This window comes from Microbacterium sp. ProA8, assembly GCF_039905635.1.
GTDB classification, from domain to species: Bacteria; Actinomycetota; Actinomycetes; order Actinomycetales; family Microbacteriaceae; genus Microbacterium; species Microbacterium chionoecetis.
Genome location: NZ_CP157000.1, coordinates 2,384,506 through 2,404,248 on the forward strand (window position 1 = coordinate 2,384,506; position 19,743 = coordinate 2,404,248).

General features: G+C 70.2%; 23 protein-coding genes. 3 read left to right on the forward strand and 20 right to left on the reverse strand.

Annotation, left to right across the window (positions count from 1 at the left end):
* Position 1 precedes the first annotated feature (1 nt).
* Both ABG085_RS10610 and ABG085_RS10615 read right to left on the reverse strand, forming a co-directional pair.
* Positions 2 to 949 carry a tetratricopeptide repeat protein gene (locus ABG085_RS10610; RefSeq protein ID WP_347975713.1) on the reverse strand — a complete coding sequence of 316 codons (948 nt, stop codon included), beginning with the start codon at positions 947 to 949 and terminating at the stop codon, positions 2 to 4.
* On the reverse strand, positions 946 to 2,793 hold the full coding sequence (locus ABG085_RS10615; RefSeq protein ID WP_347975714.1) for a glycosyl transferase: 1,848 nt from the start codon (positions 2,791 to 2,793) through the stop codon (positions 946 to 948). The genes ABG085_RS10610 and ABG085_RS10615 overlap by 4 nt, the downstream gene beginning before the upstream one ends.
* A 178-nt stretch (positions 2,794 to 2,971) precedes the next feature.
* On the opposite strand from ABG085_RS10615, the gene ABG085_RS10620 reads away from it, so the two are divergent.
* On the forward strand, positions 2,972 to 4,039 hold the full coding sequence (locus tag ABG085_RS10620) for an AI-2E family transporter (protein ID WP_347975715.1): 1,068 nt from the start codon (positions 2,972 to 2,974) through the stop codon (positions 4,037 to 4,039).
* Positions 4,040 to 4,073: 34 nt separating this feature from the next.
* Here the strand turns inward: ABG085_RS10620 and ABG085_RS10625 are convergent, their stop codons facing one another.
* The 9 genes from ABG085_RS10625 to rpsB form a co-directional block, all read right to left on the reverse strand.
* On the reverse strand, positions 4,074 to 4,802 hold the full coding sequence (locus tag ABG085_RS10625; protein ID WP_347975716.1) for an alpha/beta hydrolase: 729 nt from the start codon (positions 4,800 to 4,802) through the stop codon (positions 4,074 to 4,076).
* Between the two features lies 1 nt (position 4,803).
* Positions 4,804 to 5,088 (reverse strand): hypothetical protein, encoded by a 285-nt coding sequence (locus ABG085_RS10630; protein WP_347975717.1) that lies wholly within the window; start codon positions 5,086 to 5,088, stop codon positions 4,804 to 4,806.
* Between the two features lie 3 nt (positions 5,089 to 5,091).
* Positions 5,092 to 5,853: a lytic transglycosylase domain-containing protein gene (locus ABG085_RS10635; protein ID WP_347975718.1), complete on the reverse strand. Its 762-nt coding sequence runs from the start codon at positions 5,851 to 5,853 to the stop codon at positions 5,092 to 5,094.
* A gap of 57 nt (positions 5,854 to 5,910) precedes the next feature.
* A complete protein-coding gene (locus tag ABG085_RS10640; RefSeq protein WP_347975719.1) occupies positions 5,911 to 6,474 on the reverse strand; it encodes a DivIVA domain-containing protein in 564 nt (187 codons plus the stop codon).
* Complete coding sequence (locus tag ABG085_RS10645; protein ID WP_347975720.1) at positions 6,471 to 7,514, reverse strand: phosphatidate cytidylyltransferase; 1,044 nt, start codon at positions 7,512 to 7,514, stop codon at positions 6,471 to 6,473. Before ABG085_RS10645 ends, ABG085_RS10640 begins: the two co-directional genes overlap by 4 nt.
* Positions 7,515 to 7,523: 9 nt before the next feature.
* Positions 7,524 to 8,078, reverse strand: coding sequence for a ribosome recycling factor (frr, locus tag ABG085_RS10650; RefSeq protein ID WP_347975721.1), 555 nt, complete (start codon positions 8,076 to 8,078; stop codon positions 7,524 to 7,526).
* 52 nt (positions 8,079 to 8,130) lie between these two features.
* Positions 8,131 to 8,850 (reverse strand): UMP kinase, encoded by a 720-nt coding sequence (gene pyrH, locus ABG085_RS10655; RefSeq protein WP_163617329.1) that lies wholly within the window; start codon positions 8,848 to 8,850, stop codon positions 8,131 to 8,133.
* Between the two features lie 84 nt (positions 8,851 to 8,934).
* Positions 8,935 to 9,762, reverse strand: coding sequence for a translation elongation factor Ts (tsf, locus tag ABG085_RS10660; protein ID WP_347975722.1), 828 nt, complete (start codon positions 9,760 to 9,762; stop codon positions 8,935 to 8,937).
* Between the two features lie 86 nt (positions 9,763 to 9,848).
* On the reverse strand, positions 9,849 to 10,817 hold the full coding sequence (rpsB, locus tag ABG085_RS10665; RefSeq protein WP_347975723.1) for a 30S ribosomal protein S2: 969 nt from the start codon (positions 10,815 to 10,817) through the stop codon (positions 9,849 to 9,851).
* A gap of 335 nt (positions 10,818 to 11,152) precedes the next feature.
* Here rpsB and ABG085_RS10670 point away from each other — a divergent pair, with 335 nt between their 5' ends.
* Positions 11,153 to 11,719 carry a M23 family metallopeptidase gene (locus ABG085_RS10670; protein ID WP_347975724.1) on the forward strand — a complete coding sequence of 189 codons (567 nt, stop codon included), beginning with the start codon at positions 11,153 to 11,155 and terminating at the stop codon, positions 11,717 to 11,719.
* A gap of 8 nt (positions 11,720 to 11,727) precedes the next feature.
* Here ABG085_RS10670 and ABG085_RS10675 read toward each other — a convergent pair whose 3' ends face one another.
* The 9 genes from ABG085_RS10675 to ABG085_RS10715 form a co-directional block, all read right to left on the reverse strand.
* Positions 11,728 to 12,633 (reverse strand): tyrosine recombinase XerC, encoded by a 906-nt coding sequence (locus ABG085_RS10675; protein WP_347975725.1) that lies wholly within the window; start codon positions 12,631 to 12,633, stop codon positions 11,728 to 11,730.
* Positions 12,634 to 12,698: 65 nt separating this feature from the next.
* A complete protein-coding gene (gene dprA, locus ABG085_RS10680) occupies positions 12,699 to 13,886 on the reverse strand; it encodes a DNA-processing protein DprA (RefSeq protein ID WP_347975726.1) in 1,188 nt (395 codons plus the stop codon).
* Positions 13,883 to 15,406 (reverse strand): YifB family Mg chelatase-like AAA ATPase, encoded by a 1,524-nt coding sequence (locus tag ABG085_RS10685; RefSeq protein ID WP_347975727.1) that lies wholly within the window; start codon positions 15,404 to 15,406, stop codon positions 13,883 to 13,885. The genes dprA and ABG085_RS10685 overlap by 4 nt, the downstream gene beginning before the upstream one ends.
* A complete protein-coding gene (locus tag ABG085_RS10690) occupies positions 15,403 to 15,771 on the reverse strand; it encodes a YraN family protein (RefSeq protein WP_347975728.1) in 369 nt (122 codons plus the stop codon). The genes ABG085_RS10685 and ABG085_RS10690 overlap by 4 nt, the downstream gene beginning before the upstream one ends.
* 108 nt (positions 15,772 to 15,879) lie before the next feature.
* Positions 15,880 to 16,203, reverse strand: coding sequence for a DUF2469 family protein (locus ABG085_RS10695; RefSeq protein ID WP_163617337.1), 324 nt, complete (start codon positions 16,201 to 16,203; stop codon positions 15,880 to 15,882).
* Positions 16,204 to 16,263: 60 nt separating this feature from the next.
* A complete protein-coding gene (locus tag ABG085_RS10700; protein ID WP_347975729.1) occupies positions 16,264 to 16,923 on the reverse strand; it encodes a ribonuclease HII in 660 nt (219 codons plus the stop codon).
* On the reverse strand, positions 16,920 to 17,696 hold the full coding sequence (gene lepB, locus ABG085_RS10705; RefSeq protein ID WP_347975730.1) for a signal peptidase I: 777 nt from the start codon (positions 17,694 to 17,696) through the stop codon (positions 16,920 to 16,922). Before lepB ends, ABG085_RS10700 begins: the two co-directional genes overlap by 4 nt.
* Positions 17,697 to 17,832: 136 nt before the next feature.
* Positions 17,833 to 18,177, reverse strand: coding sequence for a 50S ribosomal protein L19 (rplS, locus tag ABG085_RS10710; RefSeq protein WP_163617534.1), 345 nt, complete (start codon positions 18,175 to 18,177; stop codon positions 17,833 to 17,835).
* A gap of 169 nt (positions 18,178 to 18,346) precedes the next feature.
* Positions 18,347 to 18,841, reverse strand: a complete 495-nt coding sequence (locus ABG085_RS10715) for an MFS transporter permease (protein ID WP_347975731.1) — start codon at positions 18,839 to 18,841, stop codon at positions 18,347 to 18,349.
* Positions 18,842 to 18,960: 119 nt separating this feature from the next.
* Between ABG085_RS10715 and map the strand changes: the two genes are divergently transcribed.
* Positions 18,961 to 19,743 carry a type I methionyl aminopeptidase gene (map, locus tag ABG085_RS10720; protein ID WP_347975732.1) on the forward strand — a complete coding sequence of 261 codons (783 nt, stop codon included), beginning with the start codon at positions 18,961 to 18,963 and terminating at the stop codon, positions 19,741 to 19,743.

A 19,743-nucleotide genomic window follows, 5' to 3' on the forward strand; every position in this document is an offset into this window, starting at 1 on the left:
GTCAGAACAGCAGCGAAGCGAGGCGACTGCGCGCCGCGATGACGCGCGGGTCGGCGTCGCCGACGAGCGCGAACAGCTCCAGCAGGCGCTCACGCACCGGCGTGCGCTCCTCGTCGGGCAGTGCCGCGAACAGGTCGAGCAGACGACCGAAGGCATCCTCGACGTGGCCGCCCGAGATGTCGAGATCGGCGACGGTGAACTGCGCCTCGACGTCCTGGGGGGCGGATGCCGCAGCCGCACGTGCCGCCTGGAGATCGACATTCTGCACGCGAAGGAGCAGACGCACCTGACCGAGCCCGGCGCGGGCCTCGGCGTCGCGGGGGTTCTCGGCGAGGGCCTTCTCGTATGCGGCGACCGCGCGGGCGTAGTCGCCCTCTTCGATCGCCTCGAAGGCCTCTGCGTGCAACGGCGGCAGAGGGGGCTCGGCCGGTGCCTCGTCCGGAGCCTGTCCGTCGACGGCTGCCGAGCCGGTCACGCCGTTCTGCGCCGCGAGCTGAAGGAGCTGCGCGAACACCTCGCGCACCTGCTGCTCGGGCACCGCACCGGTGAACATCTGCACGGGCTGTCCGGCGACGAGGGCGACGACCATCGGGATCGACTGGGCGCGGAATGCCTGCGAAAGCTGCGGGTTGGCGTCGACGTCGACCTTTGCGAGGACCAGTCGTCCTCCGAGCTCGAGCACGACCTTCTCGAGCACCGGGCTCAGCTGCTTGCACGGCCCGCACCACTCGGCCCACAGGTCGACGACCACGGGGACGGTCCGCGAGAGCTCCAGAACCTGCGGGAACGTCTCATCGGTGACGTCCAGGACCAGCGACGGCACCACGACGGCGCTGCCCGCGGGCGCTTCCTCACCCGGGGCAGTCGCCGCGGTGGCGGCGGGCCGGTTCCGGAGGGTGGACAGGTCGACGGCACCGCGCAGCGAGGCGCCCAGAGTGGGATCGGTCACGGAAGAATCCTCGCATCGAGAATGTCGGATGAGTAACCGAGCAGGCGGATCTTCTCGTTCGACCCGGGACCGGGGACGTAGAAGAACACCTGATCGCTGTACGTGGTCTCGAACCCCGTCGGCGACTGGTCGGCGCCGGCCAACGTCTTCACGGGCGGGTTGTCGGCGACCTTGATCACCGCTTCCACCACCGTGGGCGTGGCGGTGTCGATCTCGTTGATGTTCACTGCGACGATCGCCCCACTCTCGACCGTCTGCAGGGCGAAGGGCGCCTGGGGTCCTGCGGCGGAGGAGAACTCGAGTTTTCCGGTCGAGGCGGCGGTCTTGTTGAAGTCCTCGAGGCGCCGCTGCCGGTCGGCATCGATGCTGGTCCGCAGCTGGTCGCCCTCGACCTCGAACAGGTCGTAGAACTGGCTCGCCTCACCCTGGTTGATGATGTCCGCGTACGCGGCGGCGATCTGGTCGGGCGGCATCACGAGGAAGGGAGAGTCGGGCTCGACCGCCGGCGCGCCGATGTACGAGGGCGCCAGGTCCGGCAGCGAGGTCGAGGCCTCGAGGCTCCCGACATAGCCGAGCTTGTAGTCGGCCCACTGATCCTGCTGCGTCAGCACCATGATGCTCGACGTCTTCGACTCCTCGTCGTCGGCGACCGCGATCACCGAGCGGGGCCAGCCGTCGTAGGCCTGGGGAAGGATGATCTCGAGCGGCTTGGAGAGGATGGGCGCCGGAGCCGGGTACTCCGGGAGGGAGGCGCGCAGCTTGTAGAACGTGTCGCGGGCGGCCAGTGCCGCGCCCTCGAGGCGTGTGTCGGCGAGGTCCCCGTCGAGCGCCGCGTCGGCTTCGGCGACCGTCGACGCGATGCGGGTCAGGATCCGCTCGGCCTGCGCCTTGGTGACCGCGGGGGCCTGCTGGCCTTCCGGGGCGATGACCGTCGCCGTCGGGGACGGCGTCGGCGAGGGGGCGAGCTGCGGCCAGGCGTCGGCGGAGCAGCCCGTGAACAGCAATGCCGAGACGGCGACGACCGGCAGCACCGCGAACGCACGCCGGCCGCTCGCCACGGCGCGACGCGACGTGGGCGAGCTGCTGATGACGCCCTTGTCGTCGCCGTCGATCGCGATGTCGATCGGCTCGGTCACCGGCAGCGGCAGCCCCTTGCGGCGCGGCCCGCGCTTACGGCGGGCGTGACGGATGCCGAGGATGTAGAGGAACACGCCGACCACCATGAGGATGGCTCCGCCGACGATGAGCGGACCCGCCCACGGCGTCGAGGTCTGCAGCGGCCACGTCACCGTCACCCTGCTCGGGGCGGGTGCGGTGCCGTCGGCGGCGACCAGCACGCTCATCTCCGCCGGCAGCTGCAGCGGGGCGATGAGAAGGTCCTTCTGCTGGTACTCGTCGAGCCAGAGATCCGACCCGACGGGGCTGCGGCCCGGCGCGTCGGCGGCGGGCTCAGCGGCCGTCTCCTCGGGCGCGGCGCCCTCGGCGGGGGCTTCCGGCGTGGCGCCGGCGATCGCGTCGACCTCGGGCTCGACGACGACGGTCTCGACCTCGCCGTCGCCGGTCAGCGTGACATGCGTGTACGTCGTGTCGGACAGCCAGGACTCCATGTCGGCCGTCCGGCCGTAGGAGGCGAAGATGTCGCCCTCGGCCTGGGCGCGCAGGGTCTGCGTCCCCGGCATCTGGTTGAGGACGGCGCCGTCGATAAGGAGATACGGCGTCTCCTCCTCGACGGAGATCGCCGTGGTCTCAGTCCTGGGTCCCTGGAAGATCGTCCGCTGGGCGATCCCCGCACCGATCATCACGGTGGCGAGCACGAACGCCGCCACGGCCCACACGAAACGCACGAAGAACACCTTTCCCGGACGCGCAGACGCAGCGCGACCCTTCGATTCGACATTTCAGACTAGCGGGGATGACCTGTGAGGCGCGTGGGAGGGATCATTCCACGGACTGGACGCCCCGCATGCGTATCCTTGGCGGACAGAACGGATCGACGCGGCGTCGATCGGCAGGGGGACTTGGATGAAGCTGCACAGCCCGTTCCGCACCGCGTTGCTCGCAACGCTGGGTGTCGGCCTCGGACTGCTCCTCATCGGCAGCATCCAGAACCTTCAGACGATCCTGCTCTACGTCGGGACCGCACTGTTCCTCTCGCTCGGCCTGGATCCGATCGTCGCGTGGCTCGAACGCCGCAAGCTGCCCCGCTGGGCGGCCGTCCTCGTCACGATCCTCGGGGTGCTCGCCGTCTTCGCCGGCATCATCCTGATGGTGGTGCCGATCATCGTGCAGCAGATCGGGCAGCTCGTCGCGGCCATCCAGAAGCTGGCCGAGGACGGCATGTTCGACGACCCGGTCGGCGAGATCCAGAACTGGCTGCACACCGTGTTTCCCGCGCTCGACGTCGACGAGGTCTGGGGCTACATCGAAGACTGGTACGCGTCCCTCGATGTCGGCGCGATCGGCAGCGAGGTCGGCGGCAGCATCATCACGATCATCGGTGCGCTCATCGCGGGCTTCGCCGGCGCCTTCATCGTGCTGATCCTCACCATCTACTTCACCGCGTCCACGCCCAGCCTGAAGCGCTCCGTGTACCAGCTGGTGCCCGCGTCCAAGCGCGCCCGCTTCATGGATCTCGGCGAGCAGATCACCGACTCCGTCGGCTACTACGTCATCGGGCAGGTGACGCTCGGCCTCATCAACGGCGTCTTGAGCGCGATCTTCCTGTCGATCATCAAGGCGCCGTTCCCGGCCGTGCTCGCCGTGATCGCGTTCTTCTTCTCGCTCATCCCGCTCGTCGGCACGCTCACCGGCTCGATCATCATCGTGCTGACATGCCTCGTGGTGGGCTCGCCGACGACCGCGGTGATCGCCGGCATCTACTACCTGATCTACATGCAGATCGAGGCGTACATCATCTCCCCGCGCATCATGGGGCGGGCCGTCTCGGTGCCCGGAGCGGTGGTCGTGATCGCCGCACTCGCGGGCGGCTCGCTGCTCGGGCTGCTGGGCGCGCTGGTCGCGATCCCGGTGGCCGCCAGCATCCTCATCCTCTATCGCCAAGTGGTGATCCCGCGCCAGAACGAGAGGTGACCCGGCGCCGCGACACGATGTCGCGACAGTCGTGTCACGCCTCTGCGGCGAGGGACCCGTTCCACTCCAGCGGCAGCGGCAGCGCGTCGGGATTGACGGCAGCCACGATCTCGGTGAGCACCCGGCGTGTCTGGTTCTCGCCCACCCACAGGTGCTTCCCGCCTTCGACGGGGATCAGCACCGCATCCGGCACGCTGGCGAAGCGGTCGGCCGCGGCATCCGGTCGCAGGTAGTCGTCGAACTCGGGAACCAGCACGATCAGGCGCCGGTCGTCGCCCGCCCATGCCGCGACCTCCTCGGCGGTCGCGCGATGAAGCGGCGGTGACAGCAGCACGACGCCCTCCACCGGGTGATCTCGCCCGTACTTGAGGGCGAGTTCCGTGCCGAACGACCATCCGAGCAGCCACGGCCGCGGCAGTCCGCGGGCATGCACGAAGTCCATCGCGGCAGCGACATCGAACGCTTCGGCCCGGCCGCCGTCGAAGGCGCCCTCGCTCGTGCCCCGCGGCGAAGTGGTGCCACGCGTGTTGAAGCGGAGCACCGCGAGATCGGCGAGGGCGGGTAGGCGCCCGGATGCCTTGCGGAGGATGTGCGAGTCCATGAACCCGCCCGCCGTGGGAAGCGGATGCAGCGTCACGAGCGTCGCGACCGGCTCGCGGGTCTCGGGGAGCGCGAGCTCGCCGACGAGCGTCAGCCCGTCGAGCGTCTCGAGCTCGATGTCTTCCCGCCGCGCGGGAAGCTGCATCGGTCCGCGGATCTCCATGTCATGCCACCTTCCAGCAGTGCTGATGCCAGTGCCGACGCGCGGCGAGATCCGCCGCATCGCCCAGGACGCCATCGGCGCGCCACGCCACGAGGTGCGCGACGCCGACATCGATCTGCCGACCGCACCCCGGGCACGTGTACGGCTTCTGGGCCTGGAGCGCCGAGACCGGCTGCACCAGCCACTCGACACCGCGCCGCACCTCCGTGCGCTTCCAGCCCGCGAGGAGTCGCTCGAAGGATCCGTCACCGCTCGGGTCAGGACGGCGGCGGTTCGACCTCGGCACGGCTCAATACCAGCCCGTGCGCTGCGAGTGGTCCCACGCGCCGCACGGTGTGCCGTAGCGTCCGCCGATGTAGCCGAGGCCCCACGTGATCTGCGTCGCGGGATTGGTCTCCCAGTCGGCACCGGCGGTGGCCATCTTGCTGCCCGGCAGCGCCTGCGGGATGCCGTAGGCGCCGCTGCCCGCGTTGTAGGCGTTGACCCGCCAGCCCGACTCCTTCTTCCAGAGCGCCACCAGGCACGCGAACTGGTCATCGCCCCAGCCGCGGGCGAGCACCATGTCGTAGGCGATGGCCTGCGCGGTGCCGGGATCGGGTGTCGCGAACGGCGGGCGCCAGCCGCCGCCGGCTGTGGCCGCCGGCGCCTGCACGGTCGGCGTGGGCTTCGGCTTGACGTAGACCGAGTACCCGCCTCGGTCGAGTGCCGCAGGCTCCGCCGCGGCAGCGCTGTCGTCGCCGGTGATCGACTGGACGTCATCCAGCGAGCTGGCGTACAGCGACACCTGCGGCTCGCCCTCGGCACTGGCCTGGGCCAACGCGAAGCCGGTGGGGCCGATGTGGGCGACGACGAACCCGAGCACGGCGAATGCGGCGAACGCACCCAGCACTCCGCGGCGTCGAGACCACCGGGGTGCGGGCCTGGCCGCGCGCGCGGCGGGCACCGGGGCGGCCGGTGCGGGTGGCGACGAGACGACACGACCCGCGCTACGCGTCGACACCTCGTGACGACGGGCGCGTCTGGTCGGGTGCAGCTCGTTTCCAGAAGTCACAGTCCCCCGATTCTCGCATACCGCCACGACGCCGTGCCATCCGAGAGGCCGCGCGTCCTACTTGACGGCGAGCATCACCTCGACGACGGCATCGAGCACGGCATCCACCTGCGTTTCGCGATAACCGCCGCGCTGCATGCGGAACGCGACTGCGCGCACCTGCTCGACGGTCACCGCGTCTCCGGTCTCGAGAAAGCGTGCCAGCTTGTCCGTGACGAGATCCACCTCGGTGACCCGGTACCCGTACCGCAGGCGCGAGACCCGGTCGAAGCGACTGCCGGTTGGGCGCGACAGGCGGTCCAGCACTTCCTGGGCGAGCTCGCGGGTGTGGCCCACCCACGCGCGCGCGCCGGCGGCGGCCATCGCAGCGGATCGCTCCCGCGCCGCGAACGCGTCCTCGATACGTCCCAGCGCGGCATCCACCGATGCGATCGCGTACCCGTGCCGCACCAGCGGGAAGGCGACCTGGCGGATGTCCGCCGCGGTGAGCGACTCCGCCCCCTGCTCGAACGACGCCCGTGCGCGGGCGAGGAACTCGTCCACCGGCTGCTTGTCGTAGCCCTTCTCGCGGCCGCGAGCCTCGGGGAAGGATGTCCGGGACGTCGTCTCGGAAGCCGTCATGATGCCACCATCGGGGTGAAGACGTAGTACAGGGTCAGCGCGGCGATCACCGACAGCAGAATCGAGTCGAGTCGATCGAGGACTCCCCCATGGCCGGGAAGCCACGAGCTCATGTCCTTGATCCCGAGATCACGCTTGATCATGGATTCTCCCAGGTCGCCGACGGTCGCCGTGGCGAGGATCAGGATGCCGAACACGGCCCCCATCCACCACTCGAGGCCGAGCATGAAGATTCCTACGAGAACACCGGCGATGATGGCGGCGGCGGCAGCTCCGGCGAAGCCCTCCCACGTCTTCTTCGGGCTGATGCGCGGAGCCATCGGGTGCTTGCCGAGCGTGATGCCGGCCACATAGGCGCCGGTGTCGACCCCCACCGCGACGATGATGAACGAGAGCACCCACCACTCGCCGCCGTCCTTGCTGAGCAGCACGAGGCACAGGCTCGCGAGGAAGGCGACATAGAGCTGCAGGAACGCGGCGAGCAGGACGTCGCCGAGCACCGTCGCGTACGTGCGCCCGTCGTGGGACGCCATCTGGGCGACGAGGCGCCAGACCACCAGGAACGCGAGTGCCACGAACAGCAGCACCCAGTGCAGCCAGGCGTCGACGAAGTAGGCGGACAGCACGACGACCGTGCCCGCGATGAGCTGCGGGACGAGGTCGACGCGTCGGCCGCTCGCGGTGAGCGCGCGCGAGAACTCGAACATCGCCAGCAGCGCGGCGGCCAGGGCGAACGGCACGAACGCCCACTTCACGAAGATCAGCGAGCCGAGGAGCGCCAGGCCGATGGCCAGCCCGATCAGGGTGGCCACGATGAGATCGCGTCCGGTGCGTTCCTTGATCCGCTCGTTCGCCTCTTCGAAGTCGGCCTTCGCCTGCGCGACCTGGTTCTCCAGCTCGCTGCGCGCGGCGCGCAGGTGGGCCTGCAGCGCCGGCCCGCTCTCGTGGACCTCGGCGGCACGCCGGACGTCGCCCGCTTCACGCCGCGTCTGCGGGGAGGTTGGCTCGTCGCCGCGCGGCGGGTCCGATGCGTCGGTCATGGGCAGACCTCAGACCTCGAGGAGCTCGGCCTCTTTGCGCTTGAGCGCCTCGTCGATCGCGTCGACGTGGGCGCGCGTGAGCGCGTCGAGCTCCTTCTCGGCACGGGAGAGCTCGTCTTCGCCGACCTCGCCCTTCAGCGCGTCGATGTCGTCCTTGGCCTTGCGGCGGATGCCGCGCACGTGCACCTTGGCGTCCTCGCCCTTGCCACGCGTCAGCTTGACGTACTCCTTGCGGCGCTCCTCGGTGAGCTCCGGCATCGTGACGCGCACGAGGTTGCCGTCGTTCGTCGGGTTGACGCCGAGGTTCGGGATGTCGCGGATCGCCTGCTCGATCGCCTTCAGCGCCGACTTGTCGTACGGCGTGATGATGAGGGTGCGCGCCTCGGGGTTGTTGATCGACGCGAGCTGCGCGAGCGGCGTCGGGCTGCCGTAGTAGTCGACGAGGACCTTCTGGAACAGCTGCGGGTTCGCACGTCCGGTGCGCACCGTGGCGAAATCCTCCTTCGCAGCCTCGACAGCGCGGTCCATGCGCACTCCGGCATCGGCCAAGACGTCCGCGATCACAGTGTCTCCTTCAGGTAGATGGGGCTGGTCAAGTGTATCGGCGGCGGCGCGCTCACGCCGTGACGAGCGTGCCGATGGTCTCGCCCAAGAGCGCCTTCGTCACGTTGCCGGCCGGCTCCATGCCGAACACCCTCATGTCCATGCGGTTGTCCATGCAGAGGCTGAACGCGGTCGAGTCCACGACCTTGAGCCCGCGCTGCAGCGCGTCGAGGTAGGTGATGCGGTCGATCAGGGTGGCCGAGGCATCCTTCTTCGGATCGGCCGTGTAGACGCCGTCGACGCCGTTCTTCGCGACGAGGACCTCCTGCGCGTCGATCTCGAGGGCCCGCTGGGCGGCGACGGTGTCGGTGGAGAAGTACGGCAGCCCGGCGCCGGCACCGAAGATGACGACGCGCCCCTTCTCCATGTGACGCTCGGCACGGCGCGGGATGTACGGCTCCGCGACCTGCGTCATCGAGATCGCGGACTGCACGCGCGTCGCTGCGCCGGCCTGCTCGAGGAAGTCCTGCAGGGCGAGGGCGTTCATCACGGTGCCCAGCATGCCCATGTAGTCGGCACGGCCACGGTCCATGCCGCGCTGGCTGAGCTCGGCACCGCGGAAGAAGTTGCCGCCGCCGACGACCACCGCGATCTCGACGCGGTCGACCGCTGCGGCGATCTCGCGTGCCATCTGGCTGACCACGTCGGGGTTGACGCCCAGCTGTCCGCCGCCGAACGCCTCGCCGGACAGCTTCAGAAGGACGCGCCGGCGCCCGGTGTTCTCGTTGATCACTGTGGTCCTCTCGTCTACGCCAAACTACCGAAGGGCATGAGAAAAGGCCCGCACCGGATTGCCGATGCGGGCCTTCTCAGTGGATCAGGCGCCGACCTTGTAGCGGGCGAAGCCCGTCAGGGTCAGACCGGCGTCCTTCGCGACCTGCGCGACGGACTGCTTGTTGTCCTTCGCGTAGTCCTGGTCGAGAAGCGAGACCTGCTTGAAGAACGCGTTGACTCGGCCCTCGACGATCTTCGGAAGGGCGGCCTCGGGCTTGCCCTCGTTGCGCGAGATCTCGGTGACGATCTCCCGCTCCTTGTCGACATCGGCCTCGGGCACCTCGTCGCGCGACAGGTACGACGGGTTGGCGAACGAGATGTGCTGCGCGAGGCTGCGCGCCGTCTCGGCGTCGTCGCCCGAGTAGGCGAGCACGACACCGACCTGCGGCGGCAGATCCTTGCTGGTCTTGTGGAGGTAGATCTCGAACTTGTCGCCCGAGAGCGTGCTCACGCGGCGCAGCTCGACCTTCTCGCCGATGATGGCGGCCTCGTCCGAGATGAGCTCGGCGACCGTCTGCGACCCGGCGGGTGCGGCGAGGGCCGACTCGGCCGAGTCCGCGTGCGCGGCGGCGGCGGCGTCGAGCACCTTGTCGGCAAGGGCGATGAAGCGCTCGTTCTTCGCGACGAAGTCGGTCTCGGTGTTGAGCTCGATGATCGTGACCTGACCGTCGACCTCCTTGGCCGCGACCAGTCCCTCGCTCGTGGAGCGGTCGGCGCGCTTGGCATTGCCCTTCGCGCCCTTCAGACGCAGGATCTCGACGGCCTTCTCGAGGTCGCCGTCGGCCTCCTCGAGCGCCTTCTTGGTGTCGACCATGCCCGTGCCGAGCTGCTCGCGCAGCGTCTTGATGTCGGCGATCGTGAAGTTTGCCATGGGTGGCGGCTCCTTGATTGTGAGAGTTCTGTGGGATGCCGCGGCGGAGTCGTCCGGAGACGACTCCGCCGGGCGGGAAGATGCGGTTACGCGTCAGCCTTGCCGGCCTCGGCCTCAGCCTCGAGCTCCTCGGCGACGACCTCGGCCACGACGGCCTCAGCCGCGAGCTCCTCGGCGATGGCCTCGGCCACGACGGCGTCGGCGACGTCGCCCTCGGCGGCGAGCTCCTCGGCGATGGCCTCGACCACGAGGGCCTCGGTGGCGAGCTCGACGGCGTCGCTCTCAGCGGCCGCAGCGCCCTGCTCGAGCAGTTCGCGCTCCCAGTCGGCGAGGGGCTCCGCGTCAGCGGTCTCGTCGGTGGGCTGGTGACGCTGGATCAGGCCCTCGGCGGCGGCGTCGGCGATGATGCGGGTGAGCAGGCCCACCGAGCGGATCGCGTCGTCGTTGCCGGGGATCGGGTACTGGAACTCGTCCGGGTCGGCGTTCGTGTCGAGGATGCCGATCACGGGGATGCCGAGCTTGGATGCCTCGTTGATCGCGAGGTGCTCGCGCTTGGCGTCCACGACCCAGATGGCCGACGGGGTCTTCTGGAGGTTGCGGATACCACCCAGCGACTTGTGCAGCTTGTCGAGCTCGCGCTTCTTGAGGAGCAGCTCCTTCTTGGTGAAGCCGCTCTCAGCCGGGTTCTCGAAGTCGAGCTCCTCGAGCTCCTTCATGCGAGCGAGACGCTTCGACACGGTCGAGAAGTTGGTGAGCAGACCGCCGAGCCAGCGCTGGTTGACGTAGGGCTGGCCCACGCGGGTCGCCTGCTCGGCGATGACTTCCTGCGCCTGCTTCTTGGTGCCGACGAAGAGGACGGTGCCGCCGTGGGCGACCGTCTCCTTGACGAACTCGTACGCCTTGTCGATGTACGTGAGCGACTGCTGCAGGTCGATGATGTGGATGCCGCTGCGCTCCGTGAGGATGAAGCGCTTGACCTTCGGGTTCCACCGGCGGGTCTGGTGTCCGAAGTGCACGCCGCTGTCGAGCAGCTGGCGAATGGTGACGACGGCCATGGCCGTTCTCCTGTTCCGGCGCGTGTGCGCCTGTTGCGGTTGTTCTCGCGCCGACGTGGGGCCGGCGAGCCTGGTGCCCGGCACATTCCCACCCCGCGTCGCTCGTGAGCGTTCGCAGAGACCGTAGGGAGTGGATGCCGCGCCGCATCCTTCGTCAGACTCAGGATGTGCGGCGCTGTGGGCACGCGGAGTCACTCCGACATGCGGAGTGCGCATCCAGTGTATCAGCAGGCGGACCAGGCCGACCCTCCTCCCCCGCCGGTGTGCGGCCGTGGTTCTCCACGGGTCCGCGTCGCGCCGCGCACCGCGTCGGCGCCGTCCGCGATGGTCGGATCATGACGAGGTTCGCACTCATCAACGCGCGGCGCGCTCGGGCGATCGCGGTGTGCGCGCTGGCACTGTGCCTCGCGGCCGCCTGGTCGGCGGAGACCGCGCGGGCGGACGGCCGACCCGATGAAGCGATCGCGGCGGACGCCGGCGGATCGGTCTCCCGTGCGGACCGCTGGCTGTGGCCGGTGCAGCCGTTCCGCCTCGAGCGCCCGTTCGTCGCACCGCCTCACGAGTACGGGCCCGGCCACCGGGGAATCGACCTGACGGTGCTGGGCGAGGAGGTCGTGCGCGCCCCTGCCGAGGGCGTCGTCGCGTTCTCGGGACAGGTCGCCGGGCGCGGCATCCTGACCATCGATCACGGCGGCGGGCTCGTCTCGACCCTCGAGCCGGTGAACTCCCCCCTTGCCGCCGGCACGCCGATCGCCGCCGGCGGCGAGGTGGGGACCATCTCCACCGGCGGCCACACCTCCACGGGTGCCGTGCATTTCGGCGTGCGCCTGGACGGCGACTACATCAATCCACTCGTGCTTCTAAGTGGCGTCCCGCGAGCGGTGCTGCTGCCCTGCTGCTGACCGCCGGCTCAGGCGCGGGGATGCGCGAGGCGGTAGGACGCGGCCAGGCGCTCGCTCGAGACATGGGTGTAGATCTGGGTCGTGCCGAGGCTGGCATGGCCGAGGATCTCCTGGACCGCGCGAAGGTCTGCCCCGCCGTCGAGCAGGTGCGTCGCGGCCGAGTGGCGCAGCGCGTGCGGCCCGACGTGCGCTCCGAGCTCGGGACCGAGCTCGCGTGAGACGAGGTCGTACACCGCCCGCGGTCCGACGCGCCCGCCGCGGGCGCCGAGGAAGAGCGCCGATGCGACAGGGTCGCCGGCCCGCCGGGCGAGGAGTGCCGATCGGCCGCGCACCAGATAGGCGTCGACGGCGCGCAGCGCCGGGACTCCGAACGGGACGACCCGCTCCTTCGAACCCTTTCCCAGCACACGGGCCGTGCGACGGTCACGATCGAGGTCGTCGACGTCCAGCCCGCACAGCTCCGACACGCGCAGCGCGGCGCCGTACAGCAGCTCGAGCATCGCGTGGTCGCGCAGGGCGAGCGGGTCGCCCTCGGCGGCCGCCGCCTCGAGCCGCTCGAGCACGCCGTCCAGGGCTTCGGCGGTGGCGACCTTCGGCAGCGTCCGGCCCCGCTTGGGGGCGACGAGCCGCAGGCTGGGGTCCGTCGGCACGACGCCGGTCTCGGTCGCCCACGCGAAGAAGCCGCGCACAGCGGCGGTGCGGCGCGCGATGGTGGCGCGGCTGTCACCGCGCTGGACCGCCTGCCACAGCCACTCGCGAAGGTTGTCGAGGTCGACGACCGCGAGATCGATGTCTCCGCAGGCGAGGGCGAGGCCGGCGAGATCGGCGCGATACGCCCGCACCGTGGCCGGCGAAAGCCGGCGCACCTCGCTCAGGTGGCGGAGGTACGCCTCTGCTCCCTCGATGATCTCCACGGCCCCAGCTTGCTCCCGGATGCGCGGTGAACGGCGCTGCGACCCGCCCCGGCACGCACCCCGCCTCAGCCGCCCGCCCGCCGCGCCAGCCTCCAGCCCTCGGTACCCGCCTCGACGGACCCGTCGAGGCGCAGCAGCCCGAGAAGGCCCTCGACGGTGTCCGCCGCCATTCCTGCGCGCCGCGCGATGTCGCCGGACTCGCGCCACCCGCGTGTGCTCAGCGCGTCCATCACGCGCGTCGACTCGCCGGTGTAGGCGGCTTGCACGCCGGCTCGCGCATCGCTCCCGGATCCCAGCCCCAGCAGCTCGCGCACGTCGTCGGCGCCGGTGATGCACTGCGCGCCGTACTCGCGGATGAGGCGATGGGTGCCCGCGGAGGTCGCGGAGGTGATCGGACCTGGGACGGCGCCGAGCGGCCGGGACAGCGCGGCCGCATGGCCTGCAGTGTTGAGCGAGCCGCTCCGCCACCCGGCCTCGACGACCACCGTCGCGGCGGAGAGCGCGGCGATCAGCCGGTTGCGCTGCAGGAAGCGCCACTTCGTCGGAGCGGAGCCGCACGCCACCTCGCTCACGACGACACCCCGCTCTGCGATGTCGTCGATCAGCTGCGTGTGACCGACCGGGTAGGACCGGTCCGCGCCTCCCGCGAGCAGCGCCACCGTGAGCCCACCCGAGGAGAGCGCCGCACGATGCGCGGCGCCGTCGATGCCGTATGCGCCGCCCGACACCACGGCGACGCCGCCACCGGCCAGATCGGAGGCGAGTTCCATCGCCACATGGTCGCCATAGCGCGACGCGGCCCGCGCCCCGACGATCGCGACGGAAGCCTCGAGCCGGCGCAGTGCGGTGACATCGCCGCGCACCCACAGGCACACCGGTGCGTGTGCATCCAGGTCATCCACTTGGCTCGGCCACTGCGGATCGCTCCGTGTCACCAGCGTGACGCTGCGCGCCGCGGCCATCGAGAGGGAGTCGGCGACCGCGCGTGCCGACAGTCGCGGCAGCCAGCGCTTGCGCCCCTCCGCCAGCTCTCGCGGGGTGACGTCGGGCAGCGTCCCCGCGCGCAGGACTGCTTCGAGCGCAGGCGCGGCGCCATGAGCGGCGATGAGGCGACCCGCCACCGAGTCCCCCGGCTCGATCAGCTGGCACCACACCGCTGTCGCATATCGTTCGCGGGCGTCGTCGTCGTCGTATGCACCTGTCGGCGCCAGGGCCCGCCGCGCGGCGCCGGCGCTGAGATCGAAGGAGGTCACAGGGCGATTCCCTTCTTCAGGTAGAGGGCGCGGCCGATGTGCTCGGCGCTGAGCTGCGCGCGTCCCTCGATGTCGGCGATGGACCAGGCGACACGCAGCACGCGGTCATAGCCGCGCAGCGTGAGCGCGCCGCGGTGCAGGGCGGCATCCAGCGGACGTCGAACCGCCGGTGCCGGCGCACCGGGTCCTTCACGCAGCCACGAGCCGGGCACGTCGGCGTTCACCCGCCAGGGCGTGTCGGCCAACCGGTGCCGGGCGCGGGCACGAGCGTCGGCGACGCGGTCGCGCGCGGCGGCGGTCGAGATGGACGGCCCCTTGTCGCGCTGGGCCACGGATACCCGGGTCAGGGTGAGCTCGATGTCCATGCGGTCCAGCAGCGGCCCTGACAGGCGGCCGAGGTAGCGGCGGATCGCGGCGGGCGGACAGGTGCAGGTGCCGCCCCGGATGCCGTAGTCCCCGCAGGGACACGGGTTCGTCGCGAGCACCAGCTGGAAACGCGCCGGGTACTGCGCCTGCGCACCCGCCCGGTGGATCGTGATGGAGCCCGACTCCAGCGGCTGCCGCAGGGCATCGAGGGCGCTGGACGCGAACTCGCCGGCTTCGTCGAGGAACAGCACGCCTTCGCTCGCCCGGGCGATCGCCCCCGGGCGGATGAAGCGCGTGCCGCCGCCCACCAGCGCAGCCACGCTCGCGCTGTGGTGCGGCGCCTCGAACGGCGGGGTGCGCGACAGCTCGACCACGCGGGATCCGGCGAGGCTGCGAATCGATGCGCTCGCGAGCGCGGCGCCGTCGTCGAGTGCCGGCAGGATGCCGGGGAGCCGACGCGCGAGCATGGTCTTCCCCGCGCCGGGCGGCCCGCACATCAGCAGGTGATGGCCGCCCGCCGCGGCCACGATCAGCGCCTCGACCGCGTCGCGCTGACCGATAACCTCCGCGAGATCCACACGGGACGCGGGTTCGTGCTCGTCGTCCGGAAGGGCGACGGGCTCCTCGTCTGCCACCTCGACGTCGCCGCCGTGCCACGACACCACCTGAGCGAGGTTCACCGCGGCGAGCACCTCCATCCCGCCGACGAGCGCGGCCTCGGCACCGTTGGCGTGCGGGACCACCACACGGCGATGCCCCGCGCGTCGGGCGGCAGCAACGGCCGGGAGGACGCCGGGCACCGGACGCAGCCGGCCGTCGAGGCCGAGCTCGCCGATGTGCACCGCCGACGCGACCGACGCTCCGTCCATCGACGATTCCGTCGCGAGCGAGGCCACCGCGATCGCGACGTCGAAGCCGGAGCCCTGCTTCGGCAGGCTGGCCGGAGAAAGGTTCACGGTCAGCCGCCGGCGCGGCAGCGGTGTGCCGCTGTTGGCGCACGCGTTGTGCACTCGCTGCACGGCCTCGCCGAGCGCCTTGTCGGGCAGCCCGATGATCTTGAACTCCGGCGTCTGCTGCGACAGGTCGGCCTCGACCTCGACGCATTCGCCCTCGGCCCCGACGAGTGCGACCGCCCACGTGCGCGCGACGCTCACGGCACCTCCACGTCGACGAGGTGCTCGAGCCGTGCTGTCGCCGGCTCCGTGCCGGTCAGCCCGATCGCGTCGATGCGCAGCCGGCGTCCCTGCGCGAGGTCGCGGTGCGCGCCCACCCAGGCGATCGCGAGGCGCCAGAGACGCACACGCTTGCGAGCATCGATGGCTTCGAACGGATGCCCGAACCCCTCGCCCCTGCGCGTCTTGACCTCGACCACGACCACCGCGGCGCGGTCGGCCACGACCAGATCCAGCTCCCCCTCGCGGCACCGCCAGTTGCGATCGAGGACGGTGAACCCCTGCTGCTCGAAGTACCGCGCGGCTCGGTCTTCGCCCGCGCGGCCGAGCACGTCTTTGTCTGCCATTCCGGCATCGTCGCGCGCCAGGATACGCGCGCGGACGCGCGGCCGCGGCATCCGTTCAGAACTCGAGACGAGTCACTGAATCGCGGTGCTTGGGGAGGAGCCGGTGGCTCAGGTGTCGAGCGACAGCTCTTCCGGAAGGTGGAAGTCGCGGCGCGACAGCTCCTCGACGTTGACGTCCTTGAAGGTGAGCACCCGCACCGCCTTCACGAAGCGGTCGGCACGATAGATGTCCCACACCCAGACGTCCGTCATGGAGATCTCGAAGTAGAAGTCGTGCTCGGTGTCGCGGCGCACGACGTTCACCTCGTTCGCGAGGTAGAAGCGCCGTTCCGTCTCGATCACGTACTGGAACTGCGAGACGACATCGCGGTACTCGCGGTACAGCGCGAGCTCGAGTTCGCGGTCGTAGTCTTCGAAGACCTCGTCATCCATGGTGGTTCCATCCTATGGGCGCGGACAGGCGCGGCGATCCGGGTCCGCGTGTGGCGAACGCTAGAAGAGCGTCGGTGCGTCGGCGATCGACCACGACGCGCGGTGGTGCCGGCTGATGCCGTGCATGCGGATGGCCTCGCGATGATCGGGGCTCGCGTACCCCTTGTTGCGCGCCCACTCGTACGCCGGCAACTCGTCGTGCAGTTCGGTCATGAGCCGGTCGCGCGCGACCTTGGCGATGACGGATGCCGCAGCCGCCGATGCGCAGTCGCGGTCGGCCTTGATGACCGGTTGCACGGTCAGCCCCCACGCGCCGGCGGGGCGGATGTAGTCGTAGTTGCCGTCGAGGATCACGATCGCTTCCTCGGGCACGATCCCGTGGGCGCGGAGATCGGCGATCGCGCGGATCGCCGCCAGACCGAGGGCGCGCATGATGCCGATCTCGTCGATCTCCTCGGAGCTCGCCCAGCCCACGGCGCTCGCTGCGACCCACGAGGCCGCCCGGGCGGCGACGTCTGCGCGTTTCGGCTCGGGCACGAGCTTCGAATCGCGCAGTCCCTGAGGGATGCGCTTGCGCGAGCGCGGAGCGTCCACCACGGCGGCGCCCACGGCGACCGGCCCGGCCAATGCACCCCGGCCGACCTCGTCGCACGCGATCACGAGCGTGTGCTCCCGCAGGAGACGGCGCTCGAGGGTGAGCCGAGGCTCGGCGACGGTCACTGCTCGCCGCCCTCCGGCTCAGGATCGGGGACAGCGGCGAACACGTCGTGATGGAAGTCGAGCAGCCCGAACCGATCGAACGGCCACGTCACGAGGAACGCGCGCCCGACGAGGTTGTCGAGGGGGACGAAGCCCTTGCCGGGCTGGTCGGTGTTGTACCGCGAGTCCTTCGAGCGGTAGCGGTTGTCGCCGAGCACCCAGAGACTGCCGTCGGGTACCACGACGTCGAACGCATCGCCGGACGCCGCGGACTCCCCGGGCGGGAGTTTGATGTAGGCGGTCTCGTCGATCGGCACATCGTTCACGGTGATCTGGCCGAGGGCGTTGCAGCAGACGACGTGGTCGCCGGGGAGCCCGACGATCCGCTTGACGAGGTGATCGTCGCTGTCGGGCGCGGCGAGCCCGACGAGGGACAGCACCCATTCGACGCCCTCGACGATCGGCGGCCGCGCGGGCTCGCTGCTCGGCGGCAGCCACCCGCCGGGATCCTGGAAGACCACGATGTCGCCGCGGTCGTATCCGCCGAAGCGGGGGGTGATCTCGTCGACGAGGATCCGGTCCTTGATGTGGAGGGTGTCCTCCATCGAACCGGAGGGGATGTAGAACGACCGGACGAGGAAGGTCTTCACCACGAGCGAGACGAGCACGGCGATCAGGATGATCACGATCACGTCGCGCAGGAACACGAGCCAGCCCCGACGACGCGGCTGAATGGTCGCCTCAGGCTGGGGCCCGGGCGCCGGCTCGGCGGGAGCCGACTTCTCGGTCGTCATGGAGTTCCTTCGCGGATGCCGGCGGTCGCGGCGACCCGTCTTCAAGGGTCGCACATTCCGGCCCGCACGGAGAACGGACGAAGCCCCGGACGCCAGAGCGTCCGGAGCTTCGAGAAAGCGCTGAGGGCAGCGGGCGTCAGCCGCGCTTCTCCTTGATCTTGGCCTTCTTGCCACGGAGGTTGCGCAGGTAGTAGAGCTTCGCGCGACGCACGTCACCGCGGGTCACGACCTCGATGTGGTCGATGACCGGGGAGTGCACCGGGAAGGTGCGCTCGACGCCGACCTGGAAGCTGATCTTGCGGACCGTGAAGGTCTCGCGCACGCCGTCGCCCGAGCGGCCGATGACGACGCCCTGGAAGACCTGGATTCGCGAGCGGTTGCCCTCGGTGATGTTGACGTGCACCTTCACGGTGTCGCCGGCGTTGAAGTCGGGGATGTCGGAGCGGAGTGAAGCCGCATCGACGGCGTCGAGGATCTGCATGATCGTCTCTCTCTGCGGCCGCCACAGGTCGACCGCGGGAAGGGTTGTAGAAGGATGTGAAGTGCCGCAGGCCTCCGGCGTGACGCCGTACAGCTGATTCCCCTGAGGCAGAACCGGTCAGGGCACAAACATCCATTCTGCCATGGATGCCGCACCCGGCCAAAACACGTCAGCTCGACGGCGGCGTCTGCTTCTCGGTGATGACGATGACCTCGCGCTCCGCGGCCTCCGGAGCCTCCGCCTGCGCGGGGATGTAGGCCAGCCCGTCCGACGTGCGCAGCACGATCCTCGAGGGCCGCGCCTCACTCCACAGCTGCCAGAGCTCGAGCCAGAACAGCCCGACTCCGGCGAGGATCGTCACGACCATCACGGGCGCCCACCAGGCCTCGGCGAAGAAGCCGAGGGAGATGACCAGACCGTGCCACACGGTGAACCCGAGGACGTCCCACCACGAGACCGCGCGGTGCGCGCGAACAGTGCCGCGCGCCCGCACCAGCAGCGTGAGGATCAGCTGCCAGACGAACACGCCGGGGATCGCGAGGAACAGCACCCAGAGGAACGCCCACCCGCCGGCATTGAAGACGGCCCATCCGACGAAGAGCCAGAGCGGCAGCAGGAAGGCCGCCGGGATGAGCCAGCCGAAGAACGCGCGACGCAGCCACATGCCTCCGATGGTACGCCGCGGAGACGGGTGGTGGCACGCATGTGCGGGCCACGGGGCATCCTCCCAGCCCCGAGCCGCCGCGTCCGACAGAATGGACGGGGAACGAGAGGAAACTCCACATGATCGAGTTGCGCACACCTGCCGAGATCGAGGCGATGAAGCCCGCCGGGCGATTCGTCGCCGAGACGCTCGCGACGCTGCGCGACGAGACCAAGGTCGGCACCAACCTCCTGGCGATCGATCGTCGCGCACACGAGCTGATCCGCCGGGCGGGCGCGGAGTCCTGCTATATCGACTATCACCCGTCGTTCGGCGCCAGCCCGTTCGGCAAGGTGATCTGCACCTCGGTGAACGACGCCGTGCTGCACGGCCTCCCCTTCGACTACGCCCTCCGCGACGGAGATCTGGTGTCGCTCGACTTCGCCGTGTCGATCGACGGCTGGGTCGCCGACTCCGCCGTCTCGTTCGTGGTGGGCACACCGCGCGACGAGGACCTCGCGCTGATCGACACGACCGAGCGGGCGCTGGATGCCGCGATCGCGGCCGCCACGGTGGGCAACCGCATCGGCGACATCTCCGCCGCGATCGCCGCCGTCGCCCATGGCGACGGCTACTCGATCAACACGGACTTCGGCGGACACGGCGTGGGCCGGGAGATGCACGGCGACCCGCACGTCGCCAACGACGGGAAGCCCGGGCGCGGCTATCCGCTGCGGGCAGGGCTCGTGCTCGCACTCGAGCCCTGGTTCCTTCAGACCACCGACCAGCTCGTGACCGACCCCGACGGCTGGACGCTCCGTTCGGCCGACGGGTCACGCGGCGCCCACTCCGAGCACACCGTCGCGATCACCGAGGACGGCCCGATCATCCTCTCGGACCGCTCGTTCCTCGGCGTCCGCTGA